Raw genomic sequence first — 15,022 nt, 5'->3', positions numbered from 1 at the left:
CCCGGCCGCCACTTACCTGAACGTGCCCTGGCCGCGCACCTTGTTGCCGAACAAGGAATTCCTGATAGGCTGGTCCAGTACGGCATGGCGGGCGCCGCACCAGATGTCTCCGTGCACTTTGCCGGTTTGCGGGTCCAGATCGATGGAACACACAATGTTCTTGTAGCGGGATAGATCCGAATCAAACGTCATGGTGCCGTCACCGTTGGTTCCGGCACTGACCGACCGATCCATCGTGGCGCTGAAGGTGAAAGAGCCATCCGTAGCCTTGCATGTGAGCGAGGTGGTCAACAGATCGCATTTCACCTTGTAGCTGACTTTGCTGGCGGCGGACGCCGGCGCCGGTTGCGCCATGACATTGACGCTTATTGCAATTCCCGCGATGGCGGCGCCGAGCCGCACCGATCTGATCGCACGAGTGATGCACATGGTCTCCTCCGTGGGCATGCGAACACGCTGCGTAGTCTAGGGCGCCCGCGTGCGGGTCCAGGAGTAATACTTTGCGGCCGGATGAAACGCGCGCAGGCGGCGTGCCGCCAGCCTTATCCGCGGCCGGACGCGGCGGCCAGCGCGGCCTGTTCTTTTTCTTTTTCGACCAGCCAGTCGATCATGATCTTGCCGCCCCAGACCAGGTCGGCCTGGATGGCCTTGGCGGCGGCTTTCGGGTCGCGGGCCTTCAATGCCGCGAGGACGGCTTCGTGGCGGTGCTGGCCGCCGGAGTAGTCCAGGCCGGCGGTCTTGACGTGAAAGACCTTCAGGATGGGGCCGGTGATGACCCAGAAGGATTCGACCGTGTTGCGCAGAATCGGCATGCGGCTGGCTTCCAGGATGGCGAAATGGAATTTGCGATTCAGATAGCTGGCCCGCTTGGGATCGCTGGACGTGTAGGTGATGAATTCCCGCTGCAGCGCGATCAGCTTGTCCAGTTGCGGGCGGGTGATCTTGGTGGCGGCCTCGGCGGCGCCCATGCCTTCCAGGTGGAAGCGGATCTGCTGGATCTCGCGCAGTTTCTCCGAATTGACGTAGGGCACGTAGACCGCGGTGGCGGCCTGCATTTCCAGGCCTTGTTCGCTGATCAGCCGGAAGATCGCTTCGCGCACCGGCGTGATGGACACCCCCAGTTCCTGGGCCAGTTCGCCGATGATGAGGCGCTCGCCCGGCTCGTACTGGCCGTTGATGAGCGCTTCACGTATTTCGGTGTAGACCCGGACCGACAGGTTTTCTTTCTTGACCGGTTTTAGGTTGGGCATGGAACGTACTGCGCGGCGCGGTGGAAAGGTCGGGATTCTATCGCGCGGCCCCGCGATGCCGCTGTATGAGCTGGCGGTGGGCGCGAATGGTTATATATGATATATCACAAGCTGCTTTTATCGGCGCCCGAAACAACGGAGACAAGCAATGACGCCCATCACCGGCAAGACCCGCGTATACGGCATCCTGGCCGATCCCATACACCACGTACAGGCGCCGCAGCGCTTGAACGAGTACTTCGCTTCCGTCGGCTTCGATGGGGTCATGATTCCGATGCACGTGCGGCCGGATCATCTTCCGGCGGTCGTCGCCGGCCTGCGCGGCATGGAGAATCTGGGCGGGGTGGTCGTCACGGTGCCGCACAAGACGGCGATTCTTGCGCTGTGCGATGAGGCTTCGGACGTTACGCGCAAGATCGGCGCCGCCAATGTGGTGCGGCGCGAGCCCGACGGCCGCCTGGTCGCGACCATGCTGGACGGCGAGGGCTTCGTCGGCGGGCTGCGCGCGGAAGGCCGCGGCGTGGAAGGCGCGAGCGCCTATCTGGCCGGCGCGGGCGGCGCCGCCAATGCGATCGCCTTCGCGCTGGTGGGCGCCGGCGCCGCCCGTTTGACGGTCGCCAACCGCACGCGCGCCAAGGCCGAGGATCTGCGCCAGCGCATCCTGGCCTTGCATCCCGCCGCCGACGTACGCGTGGGCTCGGACGACCCCAGCGGGCATGACATCGTCGTCAACGCCACGTCGCTGGGCATGCGCCAGGGCGACGCGCTGCCGCTGGACGTCGCGCGCCTGGATCCGCGACAGCTGGTGTGCGAAGTCATCATGCAGCCGCGCGAAACCGCTTTGCTGCTGGCCGCGCGCGAGCGCGGCTGCGCCATCCACTACGGCGCGCCCATGCTGGCCGCTCAGGTCGCGCTGATGGCGGACTTCCTGGGCGCCGGCAAGGCCTGAGGCGCCTGGCCGGCCGCGCCTGGCCGGCCGCGCCTGGCGGCCGCGACGGGGCGCCATCCGGAAAAGAGTCGAACAAGGATCGAACGCGGAATCGAGCAAGCCATGGACGAGTACGACTTCATCATCGCCGGCGGCGGTACGGCGGGCTGCATCCTCGCCAACCGCTTGACGGCCGACGGCCGCTACCGGGTGTTGATGCTGGAAGCGGGCCGCGACGGCGCCAATATGTGGGTGTCCATACCCGCCGGCTTCAGCAAGCTGCTGGTGGACCCCGTCTACAACTGGCGCTTCCAGACCGAGCCGGAGGAAAACGTCCACGACCGTGTCATCGCCGTGCCCCGCGGGCGCGGCGTGGGCGGCTCCACCCTGATCAACGGCGGCATCTACGTGCGCGGGCAGCCGGACGACTACGACGGCTGGGAACGGCAGGGCGCGACCGGCTGGGGATACCGCGACGTCGAACCTTATTTCCGCAAGCTGGAGGATTATCCGCAAGGCGGCGAGTCGCGCGGCAAGGGCGGTCCGATGCACCTGACCCAGGTGCGCGAACGCTTTGCCCTGTCCGACGCCTTCCTGGCGGCAGCCCGTGAAGACGGACAGCGGGCCAATCCCGACTACAACGCCGGCGACCAGGAAGGCTTTGGCTACTACCAGGTCCTGCAGCATCGCGGACGCCGCTGGACCGTGGTGGACGGCTATCTGGATCCGGCGCGGCGCCGGACTAACCTGCACATCGTCGCCGGCGCCCACGTCACGCGACTGTTGTTCGACGGCCGCCGCTGCATAGGCGTCGAATACCGCAGGGGCGTCACCGAAACCCAGGTGCGGGCGCGCATCGAAACGCTGGTGTGCATGGGCGCCGTGCAATCGCCGCAGCTGCTGGAATTGTCGGGCGTCGGCGATCCCGGCAGGCTGGGGGCGCTGGGCATTCCGATGGTGCATGCGCAGCCCCAGGTGGGCGAGAACTATCGCGAACACTACGCCACCCGGATGAATTGGCGGGTGCAAGGCACCGTGACGCTGAACGAGATGTCGCGCGGCTGGCGGCTGTGGCATCAGCTGGGCAAATACTACGGGATGCGGCGCGGCATCCTGACGCTGGGCACCGGGCTGGTCCACGGTTTTGTCAAGACCCGGCCCGGGCTGCCGACGCCCGACGCGCAGTATTTTTTCGTGCACGCCAGCTACGCCAATGCCGCGGAACGCATACTGGACCGGCATCCCGGCATGACGATAGGCGTGGCGCAGTTGCGGCCGGAATCCGTGGGCGGCATCCATATCCGCAGCGCCAGCCCGTATGATCCGCCGGCGATACGGCCGAATTTCCTTAGCGCGGATGTCGACCGGGACTGCCTGGTCGAAGCCATGCGCATCGCCCGGCGCATTGTCGGCCAGCCGGCGATGCGCGCCTATGTGGCCCAGGAAACCAGTCCCGGACCGCGGGTGGATAGCGACGAGGACTGGCTGGATTTCGCGCGGCGCAACGGCCAGACCATCTATCACCCGGTGGGCACCTGCCGTATGGGAACGGACGAAGGCGCCGTCACCGATCCGCGCTTGCGCGTACGCGGGCTGGCGGGACTGCGCGTGGTCGACGCATCCGTGATGCCGGCCATGGTGTCGGGCAATACCCAGGCGGCGGTGATGATGGTGGCGGAAAAGGGCGCCGATATGATTCTGCGGGATGCACGGAAAGGCGCGGGCTGACGCGATGCGGGTCCGCCGGATCGCCCGGCACGGGGAACCCTAGCGCAATGCCCGATCGTCGATATTGATCCGCTCGGAAAAGAAATCCAGAAAGGTGCGGATCTTCTTGGGCATGCCCTTGCGGCTCAGCACCATGGCGGTGGCGTGCATGGACGGGCTTTCCCAGTTTTCCAGCACGCGGCGCAGACGGCCCGCGCGCAGGTCGTTGCCGCACATCAGGTTGGGCAGCATGCACATGCCCACATGGCCGATGGCCATCTCCCGCGCGATGGAAATATTGTTGACCACCACCTTGCCATGGATGGTGGCGAAGCGGTGGGTCGCCTGATTGCGCAGGGTCCAGATGCCATCGATCCGCTGCTGGGCGGTGATGATGCAGTCATGCCGGTGCAGGTCATCCACGGCCAGGGGCACGCCACGGCGCGCGAGATATTCCGGGCTGGCATAAACCCCGCGGGTCAAGGTGGCCAGCCGGCGGTAGATCAGATCCGTATCCTTGATCGGACCTAGCTGTATGGTCAGGTCGTAGGGCTCTTCCCGCAGATCGACGGTGCGGCTGTTGACGTCGACTTCCAGTTCGATTTCCGGATAGGCCTGCACGAATTCGGCCAGGGCGCGGCCTATCCAGGACATGCCGAAATCGATGGGAATGCTGACGCGCAGCACGCCGCGCATCTCGCTTTGCAGCGTCAGGGAGTCGTTGCGCGCCTGCTCGACCTCGTCCACCACCCGCCGGCAGTGCTCGTAGAAACGCGCGCCTATCTCCGTGGTCGTCAGCTTGCGCGGCCCTTTCTTGAGCAGGGCCGTTCCCATGTCGCGTTCGAGCTCGCTCAGCTTGCGGCTGATCGACGATTTGGGCTGGCCCAGTTCGGCCGCGGCGCGCGAAATGCTCTGCGCGTTCACCACTTCATAGAACAGGCGCAGCGAGTTGAGATCGAGCTTTTCTGCCATAACCCGGAAAGTGGAGGTGAGGCCAAACGGAGCAAGCCCTATGGCCGGCCGGCCCGCGGCGCACCGCGCGCCGCTTCGAGCCCGCGCGGCAACACGGATCGAGCCGCGGCATGAGACCCCGAATGACACCATAAATGCCGCAGTGCAGCGTTCCAGTGCTGGAACGCCCGTCCCGATTCCGTGGCTATTCCGAACCGCGCGCCTATCCTACCATTCACCTCACTCACCGGACGCCGGCGGCCGCGCCAGCGATCACGAGAGGGAAAAAATATAACGGAGACAGGCATGAACGGACGCGCAATATCGCGCCGGGCGCTGCTACGGACCGTGTCGGCCCTGGGGCCGGCAGCCATCCTGGGGATGGGGTCCTGGATCAGCCGTCCCGCACACGCCCAGACGCCCCTGAAGTGGGCCAATCTGACGCCGGGCTTCACGACGTTGTTGACCGACTATATATCGGCCAAGCAGATCGCCAAGGCGAATGACCTGGCGCTCGGCAAACCCACTTCGTACACCGCGGTCAGCACCTACTACAACGATTTCGTCGCCGGCAATTACGACGTCTGCATAGGCAGCTGGGACACCTTCGCCTCCCGCTACCTGGCGGGCGTGCCGCTGCAATATGTCTGTTCCGTCACCACGGGCAACATGATCAACATCGTGACCCGCGCGCAGGCGGTGCGCAGGCTGCAGGATTTGCAGGGCCGGACCGTGGCCGCGCCGCAATCGACCGGAACCTACCGGATGATGCGCGCCGTCATGCAGGAGATCGACGGCATCGATCTGGAGAAGGTGGCGACGGTGCAGAACGTCGACAACCCCGCGGCATCGGTGACCCTGGTCATGGCCAACCGCGCCGATGCGGCCCTGACCTGGGAGCCCAATGTCTCCATGGGGCTGGAGCGCATGCCCGATATGCGGGTGCTCTATAGCGCCGGCGAGGCTTTCCGCCAGAAGCTGCATCTGGACCTGCCGTACTTCGGCGTGGCGGTGCGCAAGGAGGCGATCGCCCGCGACCCCGGATTGGTGGAGCGCCTGAACCGGGCTTTCCAGCAAAGCATCGAAGGCATCATGACGCACACGGACGAGGCGCTCAAGATCGCCGGCGCCAACTCCGGCAGCTCGCCGCAGGTGCTGAAGACCGCGATCGAATCGAAACGGCTGGAATTCAAGCACGCCTCCATGCAAACGGAAGAAGGGCGGCGATCGATACTCGTCGCCAACGAATTCCTGCAGCGCAGCGGCGCCTTGCCGAAGATGGTCGACAGGGGGTTCTTCGCGTCATGAACCAGGCCGACATCCCCGCCGGACGGAGCGTGAAGCCCATGTCCCGCCATGCCCCCATGCCCAATCGCGCGCCGGCCGTTCCCGCCAAGCCGGATAAACGCGGCGGCCGCGACCGGCGCGATCTGAAGGCCCTGATCTGCGTCGTGGTCCTGCTGCTGGTTGCGATGCAAGTAGCCAGCAACTATGTGCCCGACTATGTCATGCCATCGCCGGAAGCGATCGCCAAGGCGCTAGCGGGGCTGTTCGGCACGGACCTGATCCACGTCGCGATCACGCTGGCGCGGCTGGCCGCGGCGATCGTGTTCTCCGCGCTGGCCGGCGTGATCATCGGCCTGCTGATGGGGACGTCCAAACGCATCGGCCCTTATCTGAAAGCGGTCGTGATCATCGATACCGGCATCCCCGCGCTGTCGTGGATGCTGCTGGCCGTGTTCTGGTTCAAGGATCCCGAGGCGCGGATATTTTTCATCCTGGCCGTCATCCTGCTGCCGTTCTATGCGCTGAATGTGTATGAAGGCGTGCGGGCGCTGTCCACGGAATGGGTCGACATGCTGGAAAGCTTCCGGCCTTCGCGCTGGCAGATGCTGCGCTTCCTGGTGGCGCCGCACATCATCCCGTACATCTTCCTGACGACGAAATCGGTCATAGGCTATGCGATCCGCATGGTGATCTTCGCCGAGCTGGTGGCTTCCGCCGTCGGCATAGGGTCGCGCATGAGCTTCGCGCAATCCACTTTCCGCATCGACCAGGTGATGGCGTGGACCTTTCTGCTGGTCATGCTGAACCTGGTTTTCCAATGGCTGGCCGGCTGGGCGGAACGTCGCTTCCTGGGCTGGCGCAAAGAGGCACAGGTGCGCTGATGAATCCTACCCTGAATACCATCATCGCCCTGCGCGACGTCGTCAAGCGCTTCGGCAGCCATACCGCCATCGATCACCTGACCATGGAGGTGCTGGAGGGCGAAACGGTGGCCCTGCTGGGGCAGACGGGCGCCGGCAAGAGCACCGTCATGTCGCTGCTGATGGGAACCGCGGTGGCCGATGCCGGATCGGTCCTGGTGGCCGGCGTAGACCCCGCCGAGGATTTCGCGGCCTTGCGCGGCAAGCTGGCCGTGAGTTTCCAGACGGACCGGCTATTGCCCTGGCGCACGGCGCAGGAAAACGTCGAACTGGGACTGCTGCTGCTGGGGGTGCCGAAAAAGCAGGCCCGGCAGCGGGCGCGCGATTGGCTGGCGCGCGTGAAGCTGCAGGACGCCTGCGAGAAATACCCGATCGAGCTGTCGGGCGGCATGCGGCAGCGCGTATCCCTGGCGCGGGCGCTGGCGGTGGATCCCGCCCTGGTGCTGCTGGATGAATCCTTCAGCCAGCTCGATCACGTTACCTCGCGCACGCTGCGGCGCGATTTCGCGGAGATCGTCAGGGAGCAGCGCAAGACCTGCGTATTCGTGACCCATCGCATCGAGGACGCGCTGGAAATCGCCGACCGCGTCCTTGTCCTGGCGGCGCCGGCCCGAGTCGCGCTCGAACTGTCCATCGACGCGACGCAGCGCGCCGACGCGGCATGCATGGCCGACATGCATCGCCTGATCGAGCAGGCGATCGGCGGCCATTCCGCGCCGCAACAGGCATCGCCCGCGCGCCTTGGCGAATCCGTGCACTGAAGTCGGCAGCCCTGAACCCCCAAGCACCGGAACAGCGAGTATCCAATGAAGATGAACACCGAAGACATTATTGTCGAGCGCGTCGAAGGGTGGTTGGAAATCACCCTGAATCGCCCGGACAAAATGAATGCACTGCGCGAGCAGACCGCGCAGGAAATCACGGATGTCCTGAACGAAGCCGAGTCGGCGCGCGACGTCGCGGCCATCATCCTGAAGGGCAGCGACAAGGCCTTCTGCACCGGCATCGACACCAGCGAATTCACCATCGCCGATAACGAGTACTTCGACTTCTATCGCAAGCGGCGGCGCCTGCGCAAGGTCAACCGGCTGTTCCGCGAACTGCCCGCGTACTCCAAACCCATCATCAGTGTCGTCGAAGGCTACGCCCTGGGCGGGGGGCTGGAGCTGGCCCTCGTGAGCGACCTGATCGTGGCCGGCGCCAATGCCAAGTTCGGCTTGCCGGAGATACGCCTGGGCATGATGCCCGGCGGCGGCGGCACCCAGACCTTGCCGCGCCTGGTCGGTCCCGCGCTGGCCAAGGAGCTGATGTGGACAGGCAGGCGACTGGGCGCCGCGGAGGCGCGCGAATACCGCCTCGTCAACCATGTGACGGAGGCGGGCCAGGCGCTGGATAAGGCGCGCGAGCTGGCGCGCACGATAGGCGGCAACGCGCCGCTGTCGGTGATGTTCACCAAGGCGATGGTCGATCGCGGCATGGATCTGCCGCTGGCCGAGGGCATGGCGGCGGAGGGAGACGTCTCCTTCATGCTGTATTTCACCCGCGATCGCGCCGAAGGCCTGTCGGCCTTCCGCGAGAAAAGAACGCCGGACTTCCGAGGAGAGTAAGAGCATGAAGAAGAGGGATATGGTGATCGCCGGCTATGCCGAAACGCCAGTCGGTTTCAAGACGGGGCGCAGCGCCTACGACCTGGCCGGCGAGGCCCTGGACCAGTTGCTTGAGCGTACCGGCATCGACAAGAACGAAATCGATGGATTGTCCGTCACCACCGCCTTGTCCGAGGCCCAGAATCCGTTCTTCGCCGTCTACATGACCGAAGCCCTGGGCCTGACGCCTACCTGGCTCAACTATGGCGGCATGGGCGGGTGCTCCGCGACCGGCGGCGTGGCGCGGGCCATGTCGGCGATCCGCGACGGCATGTGTACGCTGGCCGTCGTCATGTCGGCCGACGCGCCCAGCAGCGACTGGCGGTCCAATTACGGCGCGTATCGCGGCGAATTCCAGGATCCCCCCGGGGTGCAGGGGCCGCCCGCCAGCTTCGGGCTGTTGATGAGCCGCTACATCCATCAGTATGGCCTGGACCCGCGCGCGCTGGGCAAGATCGCCGTCACGCAGCGCGCGCACGCGCTGCACAATCCGAACGCCCTGAAGAAATTCCAGAAGCCGCTGTCCATGGAGGAATACCTGGATTCGCGGGTGATCGCCGATCCGCTGCGGGTGCTGGACAGCGTGATGTTCTGCGACGGGGCGAACGCCTTCATCGTGACCAGCGAGGCGAACGCCAGGCGGCTGGGCCTGAAGAACATGGTGTATCCCGTGGCGTACGGCGAGGTCACCAATTTCAACGGCGCCGACCCGCTGGCCGACATTACCCATACGGGCTTCAGCAAGATCGGCCCCGAGGTGTTGGGCAGGGCCGGGCTGGATCCCAAGGACGTGCGCATGTTCCAGCCCTACGACGACTTCACCATCGCCGTCATGATGCAGTTCGAAGCCTTCGGCTTCTGCGGGCGCGGGGAAGGCGCGGCCTATACCCTGGACACCGATCTGTCCTTCAATGGCGACCTGCCCTTGAATACGGGGGGCGGCCAGATCTCCGCCGGCCAGCCGGGCCTGGCCAGCGGCGGGCTGAACCTGGCCGAGGCCGTGCGCCAGATGTTCGGCGAGGGCGGCAGCCGCCAGGTGCGCGATCCGAGTAACGCCTTGGTCACCGGCATCGGCGTGATTCCCTACGGCCGCAACTGGGGTACCAGTTCGGCCATGGTCCTGGAGGCATGAAAACCATGAACGACAAGATAGCCACGAGCACGCCCGCGCGCCCCATCCCCAGACAGGGGGTCTACGTCGACACCCAACCGTTCTGGGACGGCATCGCGCGGGGCAGGCTGGTACTGCAATACTGCACCGTCGCCGGCCGCTTCCAGCATTATCCGAAGCCGGTCAGCAGCTATACGGGGCGGCGCACCCTGGAATGGCGCGAAGTGTCCGGCAAGGGCGAAATCTACGCCGCCACGGTGGTGCGCATCCCGGGGCCGGGGGTGGAGGGGCGCATACCTTTGTGCGTGGCCACGGTGCAGCTGGACGAAGGCGTGCGCATCATCGCCAACGTGCTGAACTGCGAGCCGGGCGACCTGGCCGTGGGCAAGCGGGTCAAGCTGGCCATCGATTATCTGGCGCCCGAGCATCCCTATCCGGCGTTCGAATTGGAATAAGGCGACATCATGCGGCTCGAACAATTCCTGGCGGCGCATGCCTTGCGCTTTCCGTCGAAGACGGCGGTGAAATGCGGCAGCCGGGCCCTGACTTACGCGGAATTGCTGTCCACCTCGCGTTCGCTGGCCGCGGGCATGCGCAGGTCCGGCGTCGGGCCGGGCGATCGCGTGGTGGTCTACCTGCCGAACTGCGTCGAGATCGCCCAGGTGCTGTATGCCGCGTTCTGGCTGGGAGCGGTGGTGATCCCGGTGAACACGCGCAACACGCTGCGTGAGCTGGCTTATTTCGCGCAGGATAGCCAGGCGCGCATGCTGGTGCTCCATGCGGATGACGCGGCGAACATCGATGCGGTCGGCGAGGAGTTCAAGGGCATGCTGCGGGTCGTCGTCGGCGAACGCGACGACAAGGGCAAGGCCGCCGCCGCGGGCGATACGCAGGCCCTGGCCGCGCTGATGCGGCCCTCCGACGAACGGCTGCCGGATGCGCCGCTGCATCCCGATGACGCCATGATCATGTATACGTCGGGCACCACGGGTCAGCCGAAGGGTGCGATCCTGACGCATGCGAACTTCGTCATCGGCAACGCTTTTGCCAACGCGGTGGAATGGGGCATCACGGCGCGCGATGTGTTCCTGGTCACGACCCCGCTGGCGCATCGCACCGGGCTGGCGCGCCTGATGAATTCCATGGGCCTGGGCGCGACGCTGGTGGTGATGGAGCGCTTCGATGCGCAGCAGGCGGTCGACACCATCGAACGCGAAGGCGTCACCGCCGCCGGCATGGTCCCCACGGTCGCGCGCATGCTGATGCCGGTCCTGGAGGAGCAGGCGGCGCGTTGCGCCAGCCTGCGCCACATCATCGTGACGGGCGAGGCGTTTCCCATCGAGCTGAAGCGGCGGATGATAGCGAAGCTGCCCCAGGCGCGGCTGCATTCGTTTTTCGCCATGACCGAGGTGGGCTCGGTCACCGTGCTCAATCACGAGGAACAGTTCACCCACCCCGGCTCGGTGGGCCGGGTGTCGCCCGGCGTGGAAGTCAAGCTGGTCGACGAACGCGGGCAGCAGGTATCGGTCGATGACGTCGGCGAGATCCTGGTCCGCGCGGGCGAAGCCGGACGCTTCACGACCATGCGCGGCTACTTCGGACGCCCCGAAGCCACCGCGGAGACCATCGTGGACGGCTGGGTGCATACCGGCGACATGGGCCGTTTCGATAGCGACGGATACCTGTATATCGTCGATCGCAAGAAGGACATGGTGCTGAGCGGCGGGTTCAATATCTACACCAAGGAGGTCGAGCAGGCGCTGGCCGAACATCCCGCCGTGGCCGACGTCGCCGTGGTGGGAGTGCCGGATCCCATTTACGGCGAGGCCGTGGCGGCTTTCATCGAATTGCGTCCCGGCGCCACGCTCAGCGCGGAGGCGATCCAGGCCCACGCGCGGGAAAGGATCGCCAGCTACAAGAAGCCCAAGCATGTGTTCTTCGTCGAAGCGCTGCCCCGCAGCGGCGTCGGGAAAGTGCTGAAACGCGATCTGCGGGAAATGGCCTTGTCCAGACTGGTGCGGGCGGCATGATGCTGAGACCGGAGTCCCAGGAGCAGGCGGCCTTCCGGCGGGAGGTGCGAGACTGGCTGCGCGACCATGTGCCGGCGCCCTTGCGCCATGCGACGTTTCGTCCCTCGCCCGAACAGGCCATGCAGTGGTACAGGGCATTGTGGCGGCGCGGCTGGATCGCGCCGCACTGGCCGCGCGACTACGGCGGCATGGGCGCTTCGCCCATGGAGCAGTTGATCCTGATGGAAGAAATGGCCCGGGCGGGGACGCCCGACATCCCCACGCAAGGGCTGAACCACATCGGACCGCTGCTGATCGCGCGCGGCAGCCCGGCCCAGCGGAAACAGCATCTGCCGGCCATCCTCGCCGGCGACGCGATATGGTGCCAGGGTTATTCCGAGCCCGGCGCGGGCTCGGACCTGGCCAGCCTGTCCACGCGCGCCGAAGCGCGCGACGGCAAGCTGGTCATCAATGGCCACAAGATATGGACCACATGGGGGCATCACGCGAACTGGATGTTCGCGCTGGTGCGTACCTCCAATGAGGGCAAGCCCCGCGATGGGATCAGCTTTGTCCTGATCCCCATGGACGCGCCGGGTATCCGCTGCCGCCCCATACGCACCATTGCCGGCGATGACGAATTCGCGGAAGTATTTTTCGACGATGTCGCCGTGCCGCTGGAAAACGTGGTGGGTGAACTGAACCGGGGCTGGGACGTGGCCACGGCTGTGCTCAGCGAGGAAAGACTGCGGATCGGATCGCCGGCGCAGGCGTTGCGGGCTCGTGAACGCCTGCGCATGATGTTGCGCGCGACGCCGGCCGATCAGCTGCCGGCCGGCCTGCGCGAAGACGCGGCCTTGGCCGAGGTGGAGGTGCAGGCCTTGTGCGCCGCGTACCTTGAGGCGGCGGAGGCGGGCGGCGAGGGGCAAGGCGGCACGCGCCAGGATGGCGTGGAAAGCGCCTATCTGAAGCTGCTGGCGACCGATACCGTGCATCTGCTCTTGGACCTGGTCCGACGTGTCGCCGGTCCCGCGGCGGCATTGCGCGACCCCGTGCGCCAAGGCGACGATCTGCTGGATGCCACGGAGATGTTCCTGCAGGCGCGCCGGCTGGGCATCTACGGCGGCAGCAGCGAGGTGCAGCGGAGCATCATCGCCACGCGCGTATTGGGGCTGCCGTCCGCCGGGAGCAAGGAATGAACATGGAGTATGCAGCGCAGTTGCGCATGATAGGCGAGAGCGCCGCGCATTTCGCCGCGGCCCAGGCCGGTCCCGCCGTGGCGCGTGCCATCCATGAAGGCGGCGCGTCCTGGGACATGAAGGACTGGAAGGGTATCGCCGATCTGGGCTGGTTTGGCATCGCCGTACCGGAAGCGCGGGATGGCCTGGGATGGTTCGCGCCGTCGGCCGTGGTGGTCGCCGAGGAGGCTGGGCGCGCCTTGATGATGCCGCCAGTCGCCGCGGGCATCGTGGCGGCCGGTATCCTGGCGCAGGGCGGCGATGCGGCGCATGCCGTCCTGGAGGACGCGTTGCGGGGTGACGCGCTGGTCGTGCCGGCTCCGGTCACGGGCGATGGCGACGGCGCCCATGTCGCCACGCTGGTCCCGGATGCGGCTACGGCGACGCACTGGCTGCTGGCCACGGGCGTGGGAAGTTCGTTCGAGGCCCGGCTGGTTCGCAAGGACACGGTGGGAACGCGATATGAGACGCGCGTGGCCGTCGACGGTAGCACGCTGGCGGATGTCCGCGTCACGGCGTCCGCCTGGCGGGATGCGCCCGTGGTGCTCGATGGAGAGCCGGGCATGCTGGCCTGGCGGCGCGGCCGCCACCTGCTATGGCTGCTGGATGCCGCTTATTTGAGCGGCCTGGCGCAGGAGGCGCTCAAGCTCGCGCTGGATTACATGCGTCTGCGACGGCAGTTCCGGGTCCCCATCGGCAGCTTCCAGGCCTTGCAGCATCGGGCCGCGATGTGCCATGTGGATAGCAAGGCCAGCCGCGCGCTGGTCCACGAGGCCGCGCGGGCATGGGGTGGGAGGCGGGAAGATTGGGCGGCCGCGGCGGCCCAGCATCGTGCCGCGGCGTGCGCCCTGCGCGTAACCAAGGAGGTCGTCCAATTCCATGGCGCCATCGGCTACGCGGATGAACATGATGCGGGACTGTATCTGAGAAGAGCGATGACCGTGGGCGCGCGCCATGGACGGGACGTTGCCCGGGTGTTGGTCGACGTTAGGCGTCCGCACGGCGCCTGCGGGTGAACGAGGTGCTCCAGGCCAACAGGTAGTTATCGTAGTTGCGGATGTCTTCCTCCGTCATTTCCCGTTTGGCCGGACAAGCATCGGCACGCTTGCTATCGGATGTGGACGGCGCATCGCCGTTGGTGGACGGATGCAGATAGGGGCCGATAAAGCGCGCGATGGCATCGAAAACACGTTGCCATAGTCCGATGGGCCGGCATGGGTCCACGATGCCGCGCAGGATGGCGGTGCCGGCCTGCTCCGGTACCGGCTCGATGTTGGGCTGGTTGCCGGCGGATGTGGTCGGCGCGGCGCCGTTATTCATGGCCGCGGCGATGCCTTCGGGAACGGCGCGCCGCGTTCTTGCCGCCGGCGTCGTGGTGGAGGCGGGCGCCGACCTGCCGACGGGGCGGTCGCCCGCATCGTGGCCTTCATGGCATGGCGCCACCACGGTGCTGCCCAAAGGCAGCTTCATTCCGTTTACGGCGGCTTCCGCGCTGGCGATTTTCGCGGCCGACGGCGTCCGGGATGGATGACGCGTATCGACGCTGAGCGCATGCACCAGCCGCTCATAGGTCTGCGTGCCTTTCAAGTCCGCGCCACGAATCCTGCCGTCGGCGTCAGGCGTCACATTGTTCACCGGCCTTACGGGGTAATGGCAACGCATGGCGGTGTTGCGGGCGCCCGCCGCCGGCGAGTCGCCGTCACGCCGATACCGGATCAGTGTCGTGGGGTGCCCGGCCTGCTCTGACGTGGGGGGTACGGATTCGAAGGCCGCGCCGGCCAGGATCGACGCGAATGCCGTGTCCGACGTGCCGCCGCGGTGTTCCGCACCGCCCGGTTGTGCGGCGGCGTGGATGAGGTCGGCATCATGTATGACCGTGGGATTCATCGGCGTCGAGGCGGCGCCGGAAGAGAAATTAGTGGAAGCGCTCACGTGTGACTCCTTGCGTTGGTCAGTGGCGACGGCTGAGTGCGGG

General features: G+C 66.2%; 15 protein-coding genes. 11 read left to right on the top strand and 4 right to left on the bottom strand.

The window, feature by feature from the left end:
• Positions 1–12: 12 nt before the first annotated feature.
• Entirely contained in the window at positions 13–429 is a 417-nt protein-coding gene (locus tag ACNA0R_RS04310; RefSeq protein ID WP_415824693.1) for a hypothetical protein, read from the bottom strand.
• A 113-nt stretch (positions 430–542) separates the two neighbouring features.
• Entirely contained in the window at positions 543–1,250 is a 708-nt protein-coding gene (locus ACNA0R_RS04305; protein WP_415824692.1) for a GntR family transcriptional regulator, read from the bottom strand.
• Between the two features lie 148 nt (positions 1,251–1,398).
• On the opposite strand from ACNA0R_RS04305, the gene ACNA0R_RS04300 reads away from it, so the two are divergent.
• Positions 1,399–2,199 carry a shikimate dehydrogenase family protein gene (locus tag ACNA0R_RS04300; protein ID WP_415824691.1) on the top strand — a complete coding sequence of 267 codons (801 nt, stop codon included), beginning with the start codon at positions 1,399–1,401 and terminating at the stop codon, positions 2,197–2,199.
• A 102-nt stretch (positions 2,200–2,301) separates the two neighbouring features.
• Positions 2,302–3,906, top strand: a complete 1,605-nt coding sequence (locus tag ACNA0R_RS04295) for a GMC family oxidoreductase (RefSeq protein WP_415824690.1) — start codon at positions 2,302–2,304, stop codon at positions 3,904–3,906.
• Between the two features lie 39 nt (positions 3,907–3,945).
• Here ACNA0R_RS04295 and ACNA0R_RS04290 read toward each other — a convergent pair whose 3' ends face one another.
• Positions 3,946–4,857, bottom strand: coding sequence for a LysR family transcriptional regulator (locus ACNA0R_RS04290; RefSeq protein ID WP_415824688.1), 912 nt, complete (start codon positions 4,855–4,857; stop codon positions 3,946–3,948).
• A 285-nt stretch (positions 4,858–5,142) separates the two neighbouring features.
• Here ACNA0R_RS04290 and ACNA0R_RS04285 point away from each other — a divergent pair, with 285 nt between their 5' ends.
• From ACNA0R_RS04285 to ACNA0R_RS04245, 9 genes are read left to right on the top strand one after another with little or no spacing between them, the layout of a single operon-like run.
• A complete protein-coding gene (locus ACNA0R_RS04285; protein ID WP_415824687.1) occupies positions 5,143–6,144 on the top strand; it encodes an ABC transporter substrate-binding protein in 1,002 nt (333 codons plus the stop codon).
• 38 nt (positions 6,145–6,182) lie between these two features.
• Positions 6,183–7,004, top strand: a complete 822-nt coding sequence (locus ACNA0R_RS04280; protein WP_415824686.1) for an ABC transporter permease — start codon at positions 6,183–6,185, stop codon at positions 7,002–7,004.
• Positions 7,004–7,804, top strand: coding sequence for an ABC transporter ATP-binding protein (locus tag ACNA0R_RS04275; protein WP_415824685.1), 801 nt, complete (start codon positions 7,004–7,006; stop codon positions 7,802–7,804). Before ACNA0R_RS04280 ends, ACNA0R_RS04275 begins: the two co-directional genes overlap by 1 nt.
• A gap of 45 nt (positions 7,805–7,849) precedes the next feature.
• Complete coding sequence (locus ACNA0R_RS04270; protein ID WP_415824684.1) at positions 7,850–8,650, top strand: enoyl-CoA hydratase/isomerase family protein; 801 nt, start codon at positions 7,850–7,852, stop codon at positions 8,648–8,650.
• A gap of 4 nt (positions 8,651–8,654) precedes the next feature.
• A complete protein-coding gene (locus ACNA0R_RS04265; RefSeq protein ID WP_415824683.1) occupies positions 8,655–9,821 on the top strand; it encodes a thiolase family protein in 1,167 nt (388 codons plus the stop codon).
• A gap of 5 nt (positions 9,822–9,826) precedes the next feature.
• Complete coding sequence (locus ACNA0R_RS04260) at positions 9,827–10,255, top strand: Zn-ribbon domain-containing OB-fold protein (RefSeq protein ID WP_415824682.1); 429 nt, start codon at positions 9,827–9,829, stop codon at positions 10,253–10,255.
• A 9-nt stretch (positions 10,256–10,264) separates the two neighbouring features.
• Positions 10,265–11,830 carry a class I adenylate-forming enzyme family protein gene (locus ACNA0R_RS04255; RefSeq protein ID WP_415824681.1) on the top strand — a complete coding sequence of 522 codons (1,566 nt, stop codon included), beginning with the start codon at positions 10,265–10,267 and terminating at the stop codon, positions 11,828–11,830.
• A complete protein-coding gene (locus ACNA0R_RS04250; protein ID WP_415824680.1) occupies positions 11,827–13,008 on the top strand; it encodes an acyl-CoA dehydrogenase family protein in 1,182 nt (393 codons plus the stop codon). Before ACNA0R_RS04255 ends, ACNA0R_RS04250 begins: the two co-directional genes overlap by 4 nt.
• A 2-nt stretch (positions 13,009–13,010) precedes the next feature.
• Positions 13,011–14,063, top strand: a complete 1,053-nt coding sequence (locus ACNA0R_RS04245) for an acyl-CoA dehydrogenase family protein (protein WP_415824679.1) — start codon at positions 13,011–13,013, stop codon at positions 14,061–14,063.
• On the opposite strand, the gene ACNA0R_RS04240 is transcribed toward ACNA0R_RS04245, so the two are convergent.
• Positions 14,035–14,979, bottom strand: a complete 945-nt coding sequence (locus ACNA0R_RS04240; RefSeq protein WP_415824678.1) for a hypothetical protein — start codon at positions 14,977–14,979, stop codon at positions 14,035–14,037. The genes ACNA0R_RS04245 and ACNA0R_RS04240 overlap by 29 nt on opposite strands.
• Between the last annotated feature and the right edge of the window lie 43 nt (positions 14,980–15,022).

This window comes from Bordetella sputigena (assembly GCF_965137885.1).
Classification (GTDB): Bacteria; Pseudomonadota; Gammaproteobacteria; order Burkholderiales; family Burkholderiaceae_B; genus Bordetella_C; species Bordetella_C sputigena.
This window is presented reverse-complemented; position numbering and strand designations above follow the sequence as displayed.